Genomic DNA, 14,927 nt, shown 5'->3' with positions numbered 1-14,927 from the left:
TAATCGGGCAGTTATCCGGCGCCCAGGCGCCTAGCAGGAGTGCTGATCATGAAGGTTCTCTACAAGACCCAAGCCACGGCCACGGGCGGACGCACCGGCTCCGCCGCCACCTATGACGGCGCGCTCAAGGTTGAGCTGGTGACACCGAAGGAACTCGGCGGGCCGGGCGGCGCCGGCAACAATCCCGAGCAACTCTTCGCAGCCGGCTATTCCGCCTGCTTCCTCGGCGCCATCAAGTTCGTGGCCGGCCAGCTCAAGATCAAGGTTGCCGACGACAGCACCGTCACCGCCGACGTCGGCATCGGCCCGCGTGATGATGGCCAGGGCTTCGGGCTCGATGTGGCACTGACCATCGCCCTGCCCGGCATCGAGCGCTCGGTGGCCGAAGACCTGGTGCAGCGCGCCCACGTCGTCTGCCCCTATTCGCACGCCACCAAGGGCAGCCTGGACGTCCGGCTCTCCGTCGCCTGAGCCTCGGCATTCGACGGGATGATCAAAAGGGCCGCCCTCGCCGGGCGGCCCTTTTTTCGTGCGCCCCTCCCGGAGAGCGACGTTCAGCACAGAAAAAAGGCCACTCCTCGAAAGGAGCGGCCTTCTTCAACTCAGAGCGCGGGTAACGCGGGCGGATCACTCCGCCGGGGTCGGCCCTTCAAGGGCCGGCACGTTGGCCGGCGCCATTTCCTGCTCGTTCTGCGCCACGATGAGATCGTCGCGCGAGGTCGCGGTCACGCGCAGCTTGGACATCTGCGCGCCGGTACCCGCCGGGATGAGCCGGCCGACGATCACGTTCTCCTTCAGGCCGCCCAGGTCGTCGGACTTGCCGTTGACCGCCGCCTCGGTAAGGACGCGGGTGGTCTCCTGGAACGAGGCCGCCGAGATGAACGAACGCGTCTGCAGCGAGGCCTTGGTGATGCCGAGCAGCACCGGATGACCGGACGCCGGCTTCTTGCCTTCCGCGATCAACACCTCGTTGATCTCGTTCAGCTCCGAGACGTCGATCTGCTCATTGGTGAGCAGGTCGCTTTCGCCGGCGTCGTCGATCTCGACCTTCTGCAGCATCTGGCGGACGATCACCTCGATGTGCTTGTCGTTGATGAGCACGCCCTGCAGACGGTAGACCTCCTGGATCTCGTTCACGAGATAGGCGGCGAGTTCTTCGACGCCCTTGATCGCCAGGATGTCGTGCGGCGCGGGGTTGCCGTCGACGATGAAGTCGCCCTTCTCGACGAGGTCGCCATCCTGCAGATGGATGTGCTTGCCCTTCGGGATCAGGTACTCGGCAGCATCGTCGGTCGAGTCCTGCGGCTCGATCGTGAGACGACGCTTGTTCTTGTAGTCCTTGCCGAAGCGGATCGTGCCGGCGATCTCGGCGATGATCGCCGCATCCTTCGGACGACGCGCCTCGAACAGCTCCGCCACGCGCGGCAGACCGCCCGTGATGTCGCGGGTCTTGGCGCTTTCCATCGGCACGCGGGCGAGAGCGTCACCTGCCTTCACCATGGCGCCAGGATCCGCGGAGATGATCGCGTCCACCGGAAGGGTGTAGCGAGCCTCGCCGCCGCGCGGCAGCTTGGCGATCTTGCCGTCCGCGCCGCGCACGATCATGGCCGGGCGCAGTTCGGACGCGCGGCCCGTGCGCCAGTCGGTGACGACGCGCTTGGCGATGCCCGTCGATTCGTCGACCGTCTCGCTCAGCGAGGCGCCTTCCACCAGGTCCTCGAACGCCACCGTGCCCTCGACTTCGGTGAGGATCGGGCGGGTATAGGGGTCCCACTCCGCGATACGCTGGCCGCGCTTGATCGCGTCGCCGTCGTCCACCTTCAGCTTGGCGCCGAACTGGATACGGTGCGCCGCCTTTTCCGAACCGTCGTGATCGATGATCAGGACGGACAGGTTGCGACTCATCGCGATCAGTTCGCCGTCCGAGTTGCGCACCACGTTGCGGTTGCGGATCTTCACCGTGCCTTCGAACGAGGCCTCGATGAAGGACTGCTCGGAGAGCTGCGCCGCACCACCAATGTGGAAGGTGCGCATGGTGAGTTGGGTGCCCGGCTCGCCGATGGACTGCGCCGCGATGACGCCGACCGCCTCACCCATGTTCACCGGCGTGCCGCGCGCCAGGTCGCGGCCATAGCAGGTGCCGCAGACGCCGCTCTTGGCTTCGCAGGTCAGCACGGAGCGGATCTTGATCTCCTGCACGCCAGCCTTGCTGATGCGCTCGACATCCGCCTCGTCCATCATGTGGCCGGCCGGAACCAGCACATTGCCCGTGCCGCCCTCGATCACGTCTTCCGCCGCGGTGCGGCCGAGGACGCGCGAGCCCAGCGTCGCGACGATGTTGCCGGCGTCGATGATCGCCCGCATCGCGATGCCGTTGGTCGTGCCGCAGTCGCGCAACGTGATGATGCTGTCCTGCGCCACGTCGACGAGACGACGGGTCAGGTAGCCCGAGTTCGCGGTCTTCAGCGCGGTGTCGGCCAGACCCTTACGGGCGCCGTGGGTCGAGTTGAAGTACTCGAGCACGGACAGGCCTTCCTTGAAGTTCGAGATGATCGGAGTCTCGATGATCTCGCCCGACGGCTTGGCCATCAGGCCGCGCATCGCCGCAAGCTGGCGCATCTGCTCACGCGAACCACGCGCGCCGGAATGCGCCATCATGTAGATCGAGTTGATCTGCTTCTCGCGGCCCGTCACCGGGTCCTTCTTCACCGCCGAAATCTCGGCCATCATCTCGTCGGCGAGGCGGGCGGAGCACTTGCCCCACGCGTCGACGACCTTGTTGTACTTCTCGCCCTGGGTGATCAGGCCGTCATTGTACTGCTGCTCGTACTCCTTGGTGAGCGCACGGGTCTCTTCGACCATGTCCCACTTCTTGGAGGGCACCACCATGTCGTCCTTGCCGAAGGAGATGCCGGCGCGGAACGCATTGGAGAAGCCGAGCGTCATGATGCGATCGCAGAAGATGACCGTCTCCTTCTGACCGCAATGGCGGTAGACGGTGTCGATCATGTTCGAGATTTCCTTCTTGGTCATCAGCTTGTTGACGACGTCGTAAGGAGTCTTCGCGGTCTTGGGCAGCAGTTCGCCGAGCTTCATGCGGCCGGGCGTGGTCTCGTAGATCTTCGAGACTTCGTTACCTTCCTCGTCGACGCCGATATAGCGCCCGCGCACCTTGGTGTGCAGCGTGATCACCTTGGCGGCCAGAGCGTGATCGATCTCGCCCATATTGGCGAAAGCCATGCCCTCACCGGGCTCACCCTCGCGCAGCATGGTGAGATAATACAGGCCGAGCACGATGTCCTGCGACGGCACGATGATCGGCGCGCCGTTCGCGGGGTGCAGGATGTTGTTGGTCGACATCATCAGCACGCGCGCTTCGAGCTGCGCCTCGATCGACAGCGGCACATGGACCGCCATCTGATCGCCGTCGAAGTCCGCGTTGAAGGCCGAGCAGACCAGCGGGTGAAGCTGGATCGCCTTGCCCTCGATCAGCACGGGCTCGAACGCCTGGATGCCGAGGCGGTGCAGCGTCGGGGCGCGGTTCAGCATCACCGGATGCTCGCGGATCACCTCGTCGAGGATGTCCCACACCTCGGGACGCTCCTTCTCGACCAGCTTCTTGGCCTGCTTCACGGTCGCGGAGAGACCCTTCGCGTCGAGACGCGAATAGATGAAGGGCTTGAACAGCTCCAGCGCCATCTTCTTCGGCAGGCCGCACTGGTGCAGCTTCAGCTCGGGACCGACCACGATCACCGAACGGCCGGAATAGTCGACGCGCTTACCGAGCAGGTTCTGACGGAACCGGCCCTGCTTGCCCTTCAGCATGTCGGCGAGCGACTTCAGCGGGCGCTTGTTGGCGCCGGTGATGACGCGGCCGCGACGGCCGTTGTCGAACAGCGCGTCGACCGCTTCCTGAAGCATGCGCTTCTCGTTGCGGATGATGATGTCCGGCGCCTTCAGCTCGATCAGCCGCTTGAGACGGTTGTTACGGTTGATGACGCGGCGGTACAGGTCGTTCAGATCCGAGGTCGCGAAGCGGCCGCCGTCCAGCGGCACCAGCGGACGCAGGTCCGGCGGGATGACCGGGACATGGGTCAGGATCATCCATTCCGGCTTATTGCCGGAAAGCTGGAAGGCCTCGACGATCTTCAGGCGCTTGGCGAGCTTCTTGGGCTTGAGCTCGGTGGTCGCCTCGGCGATCTCCTTGCGGAGGTTGCCGGCGATCTTCTCGAGGTCCATGCCGCGCAGCAGCTCGCGGATCGCCTCCGCGCCGATCAGCGCGGTGAACGAGTCGTCGCCATATTCTTCCTGCGCGCGCAGATAGTCCTCTTCCGAGAGGAGCTGACGCTCCTTCAGCGGGGTGAGGCCCGGCTCGATGACGCAGTAATATTCAAAGTACAGAATGCGCTCGAGGTCCTTGAGCGTCATGTCGAGCAGCAGGCCGATGCGGCTCGGGAGCGACTTCAGGAACCAGATATGGGCGACCGGGGCGGCCAGCTCGATATGGCCCATGCGCTCGCGGCGCACGCGCGAGAGGGTGACCTCGACGCCGCACTTCTCGCAGATGATGCCCTTGTACTTCATGCGCTTGTACTTGCCGCACAAGCACTCGTAATCCTTGATCGGGCCGAAGATGCGCGCGCAGAACAGGCCGTCGCGCTCAGGCTTGAAGGTCCGGTAGTTGATCGTCTCGGGCTTCTTGATCTCGCCGAACGACCAGGACTGGATCTTTTCCGGGCTCGCGATCGAGATCTTGATCTGATCGAAGGTCGGCGCAGGCGCCGCCGGGTTGAAGAGATTCATCATCTCCTGATTCATCGCCGTCTCCTTCGGCTGGACCCGAACCCCGCAAATCGCGGGTGATCGAGGTCACGGAAAAGTCTGGTCGTTTGGCGCGGTCGTGGCGCGCGATGGGCAGCAAAGCCCGTCGCGCGCCTCGTGTCAGTGGTGGCTTACTCGGCCGCCGGCAGGCTCTCGCCCGCGCCCGGCACCGCGCTCTGCGTCTTGGAGTTCATCAGCTCCACGTTCAGGCCCAGCGAGCGCATTTCCTTCACGAGAACGTTGAAGCTCTCGGGAATGCCCGCCTCGAAGGTGTCGTCGCCGCGGACGATCGCCTCGTAGACCTTGGTGCGGCCGGCGACGTCGTCCGACTTCACGGTGAGCATCTCCTGCAGCGTATAGGCCGCGCCATACGCTTCCAGCGCCCACACCTCCATTTCGCCGAAGCGCTGGCCGCCGAACTGTGCCTTGCCACCCAGCGGCTGCTGGGTCACGAGCGAGTACGGGCCGATCGAGCGCGCATGGATCTTGTCGTCGACAAGATGATGCAGCTTCAGCATGTAGATGTAGCCGACGGTCACCCGACGGTCGAACTGCTCGCCAGTACGGCCATCGAACAGGGTCGACTGCGCGGACTTGTCGAGGCCGGCCAGTTCCAGCATGCGCTCGATATCCGCCTCGCGGGCGCCGTCGAACACCGGAGTGGCGATCGGCACGCCGCGGCGCAGGTTCGATCCCAGCTCGACCAGACCTTCCTCATCGAGCGACTCGATGGTCTCGTCTGCGCCGTAGATCTTGGCGAACGCGTCCTTGAGCGGGGCGATCTCGTTGGCCGCGCGATACTGTTCGATCGCACGGTCAATCACCTTGCCAAGGCCCGCGCAGGCCCAGCCGAGATGGGTCTCGAGGATCTGCCCCACATTCATGCGCGAGGGCACGCCGAGCGGGTTGAGCACCATGTCGACCGGGGTACCGTCCTCAAGGAACGGCATGTCCTCGACCGGGACGATGCGCGAGACCACGCCCTTGTTACCATGCCGGCCGGCCATCTTGTCGCCCGGCTGGATCTTGCGCTTCACCGCGATGAAGACCTTGACCATCTTCATCACGCCGGGCGGCAGTTCGTCACCGCGCTGCAGCTTCTCGACCTTGTCGAGGAAGCGCTGCTCAAGGCGCTTCTTCGACTCGTCGTACTGGTTGCGGATCGCCTCCAGCTCGCTCATCAGCTTGTCGTCGGCCACGGCGAACTGCCACCACTGGCTGCGCGGATAATCCGTCATCAGCGAGCGGGTCAGCACCGTGTCCTTCTTGAAGCCCTTCGGGCCGGCGACGACGGTCTTGCCGTCCAGCATTTCGGCGAGGCGGCCGAAGACGTTACGGTCAAGGATCGCCTGCTCGTCGTCACGGTCCTTGGCGAGACGCTCGATCTCCTCGCGTTCGATCGCCTGGGCGCGCTCGTCCTTGTCCACGCCGTGGCGGTTGAACACGCGCACCTCGACCACCGTGCCGGTGACACCCGGGGGAACGCGCAGCGACGTGTCGCGCACGTCGGCCGCCTTCTCGCCGAAGATGGCACGAAGCAGCTTTTCTTCCGGAGTCATCGGGCTTTCGCCCTTCGGGGTGATCTTGCCGCACAGGATGTCGCCCGCCTGGACCTCGGCACCGATATAGACGATGCCGGCTTCGTCCAGGTTCCGCAGCGCCTCTTCCGAGACGTTCGGAATGTCGCGGGTGATTTCCTCGGGGCCCAGCTTGGTGTCGCGGGCCATCACCTCGAACTCCTCGATATGGATCGACGAGAAGATGTCGCCCTTCGAGATGTTCTCGGACAGCAGGATCGAGTCCTCGAAGTTGTAGCCGTTCCACGGCATGAACGCGACGAGGATGTTCCGGCCGAGCGCGAGATCGCCGAGATCGGTCGAGGGACCGTCCGCGATGATGTCGCCCTTCTTCACCCAGTCGCCGACACGCACCAGCGGACGCTGGTTGATGCACGTCGACTGGTTGGAGCGCTGGAACTTCTGCAGCCGGTAGATATCGACACCCGACTTGGAGGCATCGGCCTCTTCCGTCGCGCGGATAACGATACGGGTGGCATCCACCTGGTCGATCACGCCGGTACGGCGCGCGGCGATGGCAGCGCCGGAGTCGCGGGCGACCACAGCTTCCATGCCGGTGCCGACGAAGGGCGCATCGGCGCGAACCAGCGGCACCGCCTGGCGCTGCATGTTCGAGCCCATCAGGGCGCGGTTCGCGTCGTCGTTCTCAAGGAACGGGATGAGCGCGGCCGCGACCGAAACGAGCTGCTTCGGCGACACGTCCATGAAGTCCACGCGATCCGGCGTCACGAGCAGCACGTCGCCGGCGTGACGGCAGACGATCAGGTCCTCGGTGAAGCGGCCTTCGGCGTCGAGCGGAATGTTGGCCTGCGCGACGTAGTACTTCCCCTCCTCCATGGCGGAGAGATAGACCACTTCGTCCTGCACCTGGCTGTCGCGCACGCGGCGATACGGCGCCTCGATGAAGCCGTACTTGTTGACGCGCGCAAAGGTCGCCAGCGAGTTGATAAGGCCGATGTTCGGGCCTTCCGGCGTCTCGATCGGGCAGATGCGGCCGTAATGCGTCGGGTGCACGTCGCGCACCTCGAAGCCGGCGCGCTCGCGCGTCAGGCCGCCCGGGCCAAGCGCCGAGAGACGGCGCTTGTGGGTGATCTCCGACAGCGGGTTGGTCTGGTCCATGAACTGCGAGAGCTGCGAAGAGCCGAAGAACTCGCGCACGGCGGCAGCCACGGGCTTCGCGTTGATCAGGTCCTGCGGCATCACGGTGTCGATGTCGACCGAGGACATGCGCTCCTTGATGGCACGCTCCATGCGCAGCAGGCCGACGCGGTACTGATTCTCCATCAGCTCGCCGACCGAGCGCACGCGGCGGTTGCCGAGATGGTCGATGTCGTCGATCTCGCCCTTGCCGTCGCGCAGTTCCACCAGCGTCTTGATGACCGCGAGAATGTCCTCACGGCGCAGCACGCGCACGGTGTCCTCGGCGTCGAGGTCGAGGCGCATGTTCATCTTCACGCGGCCAACCGCGGAGAGGTCGTAACGCTCGCTGTCGAAGAACAGCGAATGGAACATGGCCTGCGCCGAATCGAGGGTCGGCGGCTCACCGGGACGCATCACGCGGTAGATGTCGAACAGCGCGTCCTCGCGCGTCACGTTCTTGTCGACGCTGAGGGTGTTGCGAATATAGGCGCCGATATTCACATGGTCGATGTCGAGGATCGGGAGCTCGTCATAGCCGAGTTCCGCGAGCTGCTTCAGCATCTTATCGCTGACTTCCTCGCCCGCCTCGACGTAGATTTCGCCGGTCTGCGGGTTCACGAGGTCCTCAGCCACATACTGGCCGATCATTTCCTCGTCGGAAATCTTGAGCGCCTTGAGGCCCTTCTCGGCGAGCTGGCGCGCCTGGCGCACGGTCACCTTCTTGCCGGCCTCGATCACGACTTCGCCGGTGTCGGCGTCGACGAGGTCGGAAACCGCCTTGTAGCCGCGCATCCGCTTCGGATCGAACGGCATGCGCCATCCATCCTTCGTGCGATCGAAGGTGATGGTCTCGTAGAAGGTGTTGAGGATCTCCTCGCCGGCCAGACCCAGCGCGAACAGCAGGCTGGTCACCGGAATCTTGCGGCGACGGTCGATGCGCGCGAACACGATGTCCTTGGCGTCGAACTCGATGTCCAGCCAGGAGCCGCGATAAGGAATGATGCGCGCCGCGAACAGCAGCTTGCCCGAGGAGTGCGTCTTGCCCTTATCGTGGTCGAAGAACACACCCGGCGAACGGTGCATCTGCGAGACGATAACGCGCTCGGTGCCGTTCACGATGAAGGTGCCGTTCATCGTCATGAGCGGGATGTCGCCCATGTAGACGTCCTGCTCCTTGATGTCCTTGACGGACTTCGAGCCGGTATCCGGGTCCACATCGAACACGATCAGCCGCAGCGTCACCTTCAGCGGCGCCGCGAACGTCATGCCGCGCTGGCGGCACTCGTCCACGTCATATTTCGGCGGTTCGAACTCGTAGCGGACGAATTCGAGCATGGCAGCGCCCGAAAAGTCCGAAATCGGGAACACCGACTTGAAAACCGCCTGAATGCCGTCGTCCGCACGCCCGCCCTTCGGCTCGACGATCTGCAGGAACTGGTCATAGGATGCCTTCTGAACCTCGATGAGGTTCGGCATCTCGGCCACTTCCTGGATCTTGCCGAAAAACTTGCGGACCCGCTTACGACCGGTGAACGTCTGCGCCATGTCGCTCCTCGCTCCGTCCGAGTATACGTCTGCACCCTTCAGGTCCCGCGGCGGGTCATCCCACCCCTAAGGCCTGAAGCGCGTGTCGCGGAACGTCCGGAAAGCGATACGACGCCAATGCGCCGATTTTCCGACCCGCCCGCGCCCGACGACTCGCCCGGCCATCCTGCGGACCCTGTCCGCCCGGATGGCCGGGGAAGCCGTCGAGGCTTCCAAGATGCCGCCGGCCTTGCGCCAACGGCGAAAAGGGAGCCGCCGGCAGACCGGTGGCTCCCGATGATCTCAAGAGATCACTTGAGCTCGACTTTGGCGCCAGCCTTCTCGAGCTGGGCCTTGAGCTTCTCGGCTTCGTCCTTGGCCACGCCTTCCTTGACGGGCTTCGGAGCGCCTTCGACCAGGTCCTTGGCTTCCTTGAGGCCCAGGCCGGTGATGGCGCGGACTTCCTTAATCACTTCGATCTTCTTGTCGCCGGCCGCGGCCAGGACAACAGTGAACTCGGTCTGCTCTTCAGCAACGGGAGCGGCAGCGCCCGCCGGAGCGGCAGCCACGGCCACGGCGGCCGCGGCGGAAACGCCCCACTTCTCTTCGAGGAGCTTCGCGAGCTCGGCAGCCTCGAGAACGGTCAGGGAGGACAGCTCGTCAACGAGCTTCGACAGATCAGCCATTTTATACAGTCCTTGGATTTAGGTTCGAACCAGTATCAACCGGGAAGCCTCACGCGGCTTCGTTCTCTCTGGCATAAGCCCCGAACACGCGGGCGAGCTTCGCAGCCGGCGCGGTGCTGAGCTGCGCGATCTTGGTCGCCGGGGCCTGGATGAGGCCGACCAGCTTCGCACGCAGTTCATCGAGGGACGGCATGGTGGCCAGAGCCTTCACACCATCCACGTTCAGGGCAGTCTTGCCGAACGCTCCGCCGAGAATGACGAACTTGTCATTCGCCTTGGCGAAGTCGACGGCGACCTTCGGGGCCGCGACAGGATCGCTGGAATAAGCGATGATGGTCGGACCCTTCAGGAGGGTGCCGACATGAGCGACGTCCGAGCCTTCGAGAGCGATCTTTGCGAGGCGGTTCTTCGCCACTTTCACGGTCGCGCCGTTCGCCTTCATCTGCCGACGCAGGGTCTGCAGCTGGGCGACGGTGAGGCCGGAATAGTGGGCCACGACGACGACCGAAGTGTTCTGGAACACCTCGGACAGCGACGTGACGAGCTCTTCTTTTTGTGCTCGATCCACTTCACTTGCTCTCCGGTGGCGAGGAGGAAAATCCACCCCGCCGGTTTGCGCCTTGCCGTTTCTCCGGGAAGGAAAAACGACGGTTAGTATCCTGTCCCCTGGGACCGAAACCGGCCAAGGCGCTGGTTCGAGCCGAAATCCAAGGCGCGGCAAAGCCCGCCCCTTCTCTCGGTCGTCCCCCGTCTATGCTGGCCCCGAAGTGGGATTAAGCTGAACCTGTAACGGCTTAGCACCGGCAGTCTCGGACAGGATTAAGCCGGTAGGGCGAGCCCCACCGGCCTCTTCACCCGAATTAACGGGCGAAAGCCTGGAATCAAAATCAACACGCGGCCGACTCATCGCCGGCCGCGAAACTGTCCATATAGTGGGTCGCATGAGATTTGTCAGCCCCTGATAGCACCATGGGCTTGACAAATCCACCACCCGGCGATCACGCCGCCGAGACGACCGTGCCCGGCTCGACCTTCACGCCCGGGCCCATCGTCGAGGAAACGGCGATGCGCTGGACGTAGGTGCCCTTGGCGCCGGTCGGCTTGGCGCGAACCACCGCGTCGACAAAGGCGCGGATGTTTTCGGCCAGCTTGTCGGCCGGAAACGAGGCCTTGCCGATGCCGCCATGGATGATGCCGGCCTTCTCGACGCGGAACTCGACCGCGCCGCCCTTGGCAGCTTCCACGGCACCCTTGACGTCCATGGTCACGGTGCCGACCTTCGGGTTCGGCATCAGGCCGCGCGGGCCGAGCACCTTGCCGAGACGGCCGACCAGCGGCATCAGGTCCGGGGTCGCGATGCAGCGATCGAAGTCGATCGTGCCGCCCTGGACGATTTCGAGCAGGTCCTCGGCGCCCACGATGTCGGCACCGGCGGCCTTGGCCTCGTCGGCCTTGGCGCCGCGCGCGAACACGGCGACGCGCACGGTGCGGCCCGAGCCGTTCGGCAGGTTGCACACGCCACGGACCATCTGGTCGGCGTGACGGGGATCGACGCCGAGATTGATCGAGACCTCGATGGTCTCGTCGAACTTGGCGGTGGCCCGCTCCTTCACCAGGCCGATCGCCTCGTCGAGGCCATACAGCTTGGTGCGGTCAATACCTTCGCGGGTGTCGCGAACACGCTTTGCAATTTTAGCCATCAGCTCAACCCACCACCTCGAGGCCCATCGAACGGGCGGAGCCTTCGATCATGCGCACCGCCGATTCGACGGTCTCGCAGTTCAGATCCTTCATCTTCTTTTCGGCGATCTCGCGCATCTGCGCCTGCGAGATCTTGCCGACGAAGCCGCCCTTGCCGGGGGTCTTCGAACCCGAGCCGGGCTTCTTCTTGGTCTCGAGGCCGGCCGCCTTCTTCAGGAAGTAGGAGACGGGCGGGGTCTTGAGCTCGAAGGTGAAGGAACGGTCCTGATACGCGGTGATCAGCACCGGGATCGGCATGCCCTTTTCCATCTGGGAGGTCTGGGCGTTGAACGCCTTGCAGAACTCCATGATGTTCAGGCCGCGCTGGCCGAGCGCGGGGCCGATCGGCGGGGCGGGGTTCGCCGAGCCGGCAGGCACCTGCAGTTTCACATAGCCGGTAATCTTCTTCGCCATGAAAGGCTCCTTGGGCGCGTGCGGCTGCCGGCCGCAAACGCCAAGCACGCCGGCATGGAAATTCCACGGCCGGCGCGTGTAAGGGGTCGCGGTGCGGCATGGTAGGTCCCGGCTGGCGAACCGGGCATGCCTCCCGCGGATGGGGCGTCACATGGGTGATGCGGCCGTGGCCATACACCAGATCCGGCGAAAAGGAAAGCGCGAAGGCGGTTACGCGGCCGTCGAGAGGCTCCGCTTGCGGCCGTTGCGTCGTGCTTCCCTCGCAAGGATGGCGTCGGCATCGAGGTCGCGGATCGGCGTGCCAAGATCGCGCGGCACGTCACCTTCGAGCTGGAGCGCCAGATAGCGCCCGCAGCATACCCGCAGGAAGGAGGCGAAATTCTCCACCCCGCCATGGGCAAACAGCAGTTCCTCATGAAGCCGCGCCAGCAACTGCGGCAGGCTCATGCCGTCGCGACCGGCGATTTCCTCGAGCACCTGCCAGTACAGATTCTCCAGCCGCACGCTGGTGGAATAGCCGTTGAGGCGCACCGATTTCAGCCGCGTCTGCCACAGCCGGGAATCGGCCTCGATGAAGAGCTTGCACATGCCGCGTCTCCCCATGTTCGGCCCGAGCCCTCCCCTGCGGAGCGCTCGGGCGCTGGCGTCATGGCGCCATCATAGCGTCGATGGCGCCTGGGGCGAAGCGTGTCAGGCCGCCTTCGCGGTCGCGCCGTGGCTGATCGAGGTGCCGAGCACGGCGAGGAACTGCGACAGCCACGCCGGATGCGCGGGCCAGGCCGGCGCGGTCACCAGGTTGCCGTCCGTCACGGCCGCATCGATGGCGATGTCGGCATAGGTGCCGCCCGCCAGTTCCACTTCCGGCCGGCAGGCCGGATAGGCCGAGCAGGTCCTGCCCTCCAGCACCTTCGCGGCGGCGAGCACCTGCGCGCCATGGCACACGGCCGCCACCGGCTTGTCGGCGTCAAAGAAGTGGCGCACCGCCTCGATCACCTTGGCGTCGAGCCGGAGATATTCCGGCGCCCGCCCGCCGGGAATGACGAGCGCGTCGTATCGCGCCGGGTCGATGTCGGCGAAAGTGGCGTTGAGCGCGAAATTGTGGCCGCGCTTCTCGGAATAGGTCTGCTGGCCCTCGAAATCATGAATCGCGGTCGCCACCGAATCGCCCGCCTTCTTGCCGGGGCACGCGGCATGGACGGTATGGCCCACCGCCAACAGGGTCTGGTACGGCACCATGGTCTCGTAGTCCTCAGCGAAGTCGCCGACGATCATCAGGATGCGCTTGCCGGTCATGTCCGTCTCCTCCCGGTTGCCGCCCTGTGCCGGGCGGGTCGGGAGGCAGGATAGGGCCGCGCGGCGGGCGCCGGGTGTTATCGGGCTAACGCGTCCACCAACGAAAAAGGCGCGGACCATGCCGCGCCTTTTGAAGCAAGATGGGAGGAAAGGATCAGACCTTCTCGACCTGCCCGAATTCCAGCTCGACCGGGGTAGCGCGGCCGAAGATCGACACCGCGACCTTGAGGCGGGAGCGCGATTCGTCCACTTCCTCGACGATGCCGTTGAACGAGGCGAACGGTCCGTCGGAAACCTTGACGGTTTCGCCGATCTCGAAGGTTATCGAGGGCTTGGGCCGCTCGATGCCTTCCTGCACCTGCTGAAGGATGCGCATGGCCTCCTTCTCGGCGATCGGCATAGGCTTGTTGTCGGCGCCCAGGAAGCCGGTCACCTTCGGCGTGTTCTTGATGAGGTGGAAGGCCTCGTCGGTCAGGTCCATCTTCACCAGCACATAGCCGGGGAAGAACTTGCGCTCGGCGTCGACCTTGCGGCCGCGGCGCACCTCGACGACCTTCTCGGTCGGCACGAGCACCTGCTCGAACAGGTCGGTGAGCCCGCGCTGCGCGGCCTGCTCCTTGATGGAGTCGGCGACCTTCTTCTCAAAGTTGGAATAGGCGTGGACGATGTACCAGCGCATCGGCATCGATTGGTCCCCCTCAGCGGCCGATCTGGAGGAGCTGCGCCACGGCGAAGCTCAGGATCTGGTCGGCGACCAGGAAGAACAGCGAGGCCAGCACCACCATGACGAACACCATCGCCGTGGTGATCAGCGTCTCGCGACGGGTCGGCCAGGACACCTTGCGGGCTTCCGCGCGGACCTGCTGAAAGAACTCGACCGGGTTCGTCTTAGCCATGCTCGTCTCGAAACGCCTCTGATTGCGAGAGGGCCCGCGCCGCCGGCGCCGTCCTTCACGCAAATGCCGTAGTACGGGATCAGGCCCACACCTTGCCGTCCAAACGCCCAGGTTCCCCCGAACGCGCGATGCGGGCGTATAGCCCGCAAAGCCGCCTCGCGTCAAAGGACGATTTATGGGCCCTGCCCGCCATTCATCAGTAAGAATGGCAGGAGTGGAGGGACTCGAACCCCCAACCCCCGGTTTTGGAGACCGGTGCTCTAACCAGTTGAGCTACACTCCTATGGCCTGCGAAGCAGGCGAGGCACTTCCTAGTGTGGCGACCCCAAGATGTAAAGAGCGGGAATCGGCACTTGCCGATCACTCCACACCCGCGCTCGCGTCGGCGCCCGACGCCCCGACGGCCGCACCGTCCGGAAGCACGACGGGTGGTGAACGGCCGAGGACGCAGTCCCGGTTTGCGGCGGTCCCGGGTGCGTTCTCGAACACGCACCGCGTCGTCGGCGGATCGCCGCACACGCGGACAAGATTGCCGAAGCCGACGCATTTCCCGTCCGGTCCGCGATAACCCGGCCCACCCTTGCACCCGCAGCCCCGGCAGGCGGGGCGATCGGGACACGCGGCCACTGCCGGCCGCGCCATGCCGATGGCGGTGGCAAGCATGACGGCAAGCCACATCAGGACGTGAAAACGGGAGGTCGGATGCACACGCATTTCCGTCAACCATACACGCAATACGTGTGGTTGATATACGCTAGCGCACCGAGGGTTACGCGCGCCCGCGTCTGGTCATGCAGACCGGACAAACAAAAAGGGAGCGCGTAGGCGCGCTCCCT

Annotated in this window: 11 protein-coding genes and 1 tRNA gene; 1 reads left to right on the top strand and 11 read right to left on the bottom strand. The window is 64.8% G+C overall.

The window, feature by feature from the left end:
* Nucleotides 1-48 precede the first annotated feature (48 nt).
* On the top strand, nt 49-471 hold the full coding sequence (locus tag MKI84_RS00710; RefSeq protein ID WP_241616056.1) for an organic hydroperoxide resistance protein: 423 nt from the start codon (nt 49-51) through the stop codon (nt 469-471).
* 156 nt (nt 472-627) lie between these two features.
* Here MKI84_RS00710 and rpoC read toward each other — a convergent pair whose 3' ends face one another.
* The 11 genes from rpoC to MKI84_RS00655 form a co-directional block, all read right to left on the bottom strand.
* The gene (gene rpoC / locus MKI84_RS00705) at nt 628-4,818 is read right to left on the bottom strand and encodes a DNA-directed RNA polymerase subunit beta' (protein ID WP_241616055.1); all 4,191 of its coding nucleotides are present in this window, start codon (nt 4,816-4,818) and stop codon (nt 628-630) included.
* 134 nt (nt 4,819-4,952) lie between these two features.
* Complete coding sequence (gene rpoB, locus MKI84_RS00700) at nt 4,953-9,083, bottom strand: DNA-directed RNA polymerase subunit beta (RefSeq protein ID WP_241616054.1); 4,131 nt, start codon at nt 9,081-9,083, stop codon at nt 4,953-4,955.
* Between the two features lie 290 nt (nt 9,084-9,373).
* The gene (gene rplL / locus MKI84_RS00695; protein WP_241616053.1) at nt 9,374-9,748 is read right to left on the bottom strand and encodes a 50S ribosomal protein L7/L12; all 375 of its coding nucleotides are present in this window, start codon (nt 9,746-9,748) and stop codon (nt 9,374-9,376) included.
* A gap of 49 nt (nt 9,749-9,797) precedes the next feature.
* Nucleotides 9,798-10,316 carry a 50S ribosomal protein L10 gene (gene rplJ, locus MKI84_RS00690; protein ID WP_241616052.1) on the bottom strand — a complete coding sequence of 173 codons (519 nt, stop codon included), beginning with the start codon at nt 10,314-10,316 and terminating at the stop codon, nt 9,798-9,800.
* Nucleotides 10,317-10,746: 430 nt separating this feature from the next.
* On the bottom strand, nt 10,747-11,448 hold the full coding sequence (gene rplA, locus MKI84_RS00685; RefSeq protein WP_241616051.1) for a 50S ribosomal protein L1: 702 nt from the start codon (nt 11,446-11,448) through the stop codon (nt 10,747-10,749).
* A gap of 4 nt (nt 11,449-11,452) precedes the next feature.
* Entirely contained in the window at nt 11,453-11,902 is a 450-nt protein-coding gene (gene rplK / locus MKI84_RS00680; protein ID WP_241616050.1) for a 50S ribosomal protein L11, read from the bottom strand.
* A gap of 210 nt (nt 11,903-12,112) precedes the next feature.
* Nucleotides 12,113-12,490 carry a ribbon-helix-helix domain-containing protein gene (locus MKI84_RS00675; RefSeq protein ID WP_241616049.1) on the bottom strand — a complete coding sequence of 126 codons (378 nt, stop codon included), beginning with the start codon at nt 12,488-12,490 and terminating at the stop codon, nt 12,113-12,115.
* A gap of 102 nt (nt 12,491-12,592) precedes the next feature.
* Entirely contained in the window at nt 12,593-13,195 is a 603-nt protein-coding gene (locus MKI84_RS00670; RefSeq protein WP_241616048.1) for a DJ-1/PfpI family protein, read from the bottom strand.
* Between the two features lie 154 nt (nt 13,196-13,349).
* Nucleotides 13,350-13,880, bottom strand: coding sequence for a transcription termination/antitermination protein NusG (gene nusG, locus MKI84_RS00665; protein WP_241616047.1), 531 nt, complete (start codon nt 13,878-13,880; stop codon nt 13,350-13,352).
* A gap of 13 nt (nt 13,881-13,893) precedes the next feature.
* Entirely contained in the window at nt 13,894-14,091 is a 198-nt protein-coding gene (secE, locus tag MKI84_RS00660) for a preprotein translocase subunit SecE (RefSeq protein ID WP_241616046.1), read from the bottom strand.
* A gap of 206 nt (nt 14,092-14,297) precedes the next feature.
* Nucleotides 14,298-14,374: transfer RNA gene (locus MKI84_RS00655), tRNA-Trp, on the bottom strand.
* Between the last annotated feature and the right edge of the window lie 553 nt (nt 14,375-14,927).

Source organism: Ancylobacter gelatini, assembly GCF_022601675.1.
Lineage (GTDB): Bacteria > Pseudomonadota > Alphaproteobacteria > Rhizobiales > Xanthobacteraceae > Ancylobacter > Ancylobacter gelatini.
This window is presented reverse-complemented; position numbering and strand designations above follow the sequence as displayed.

Coding starts and splice junctions, on each gene's coding strand:
- rplL (WP_241616053.1), bottom strand. CDS start 9,748: ATGGCTGATCTGTCGAAGCTCGTTGACGAGCTGTCCTCCCTGACCGTT.
- rpoB (WP_241616054.1), bottom strand. CDS start 9,083: ATGGCGCAGACGTTCACCGGTCGTAAGCGGGTCCGCAAGTTTTTCGGC.
- rplK (WP_241616050.1), bottom strand. CDS start 11,902: ATGGCGAAGAAGATTACCGGCTATGTGAAACTGCAGGTGCCTGCCGGC.
- rplA (WP_241616051.1), bottom strand. CDS start 11,448: ATGGCTAAAATTGCAAAGCGTGTTCGCGACACCCGCGAAGGTATTGAC.
- secE (WP_241616046.1), bottom strand. CDS start 14,091: ATGGCTAAGACGAACCCGGTCGAGTTCTTTCAGCAGGTCCGCGCGGAA.
- MKI84_RS00675 (WP_241616049.1), bottom strand. CDS start 12,490: ATGTGCAAGCTCTTCATCGAGGCCGATTCCCGGCTGTGGCAGACGCGG.
- rpoC (WP_241616055.1), bottom strand. CDS start 4,818: ATGAATCAGGAGATGATGAATCTCTTCAACCCGGCGGCGCCTGCGCCG.
- MKI84_RS00670 (WP_241616048.1), bottom strand. CDS start 13,195: ATGACCGGCAAGCGCATCCTGATGATCGTCGGCGACTTCGCTGAGGAC.
- nusG (WP_241616047.1), bottom strand. CDS start 13,880: ATGCCGATGCGCTGGTACATCGTCCACGCCTATTCCAACTTTGAGAAG.
- MKI84_RS00710 (WP_241616056.1), top strand. CDS start 49: ATGAAGGTTCTCTACAAGACCCAAGCCACGGCCACGGGCGGACGCACC.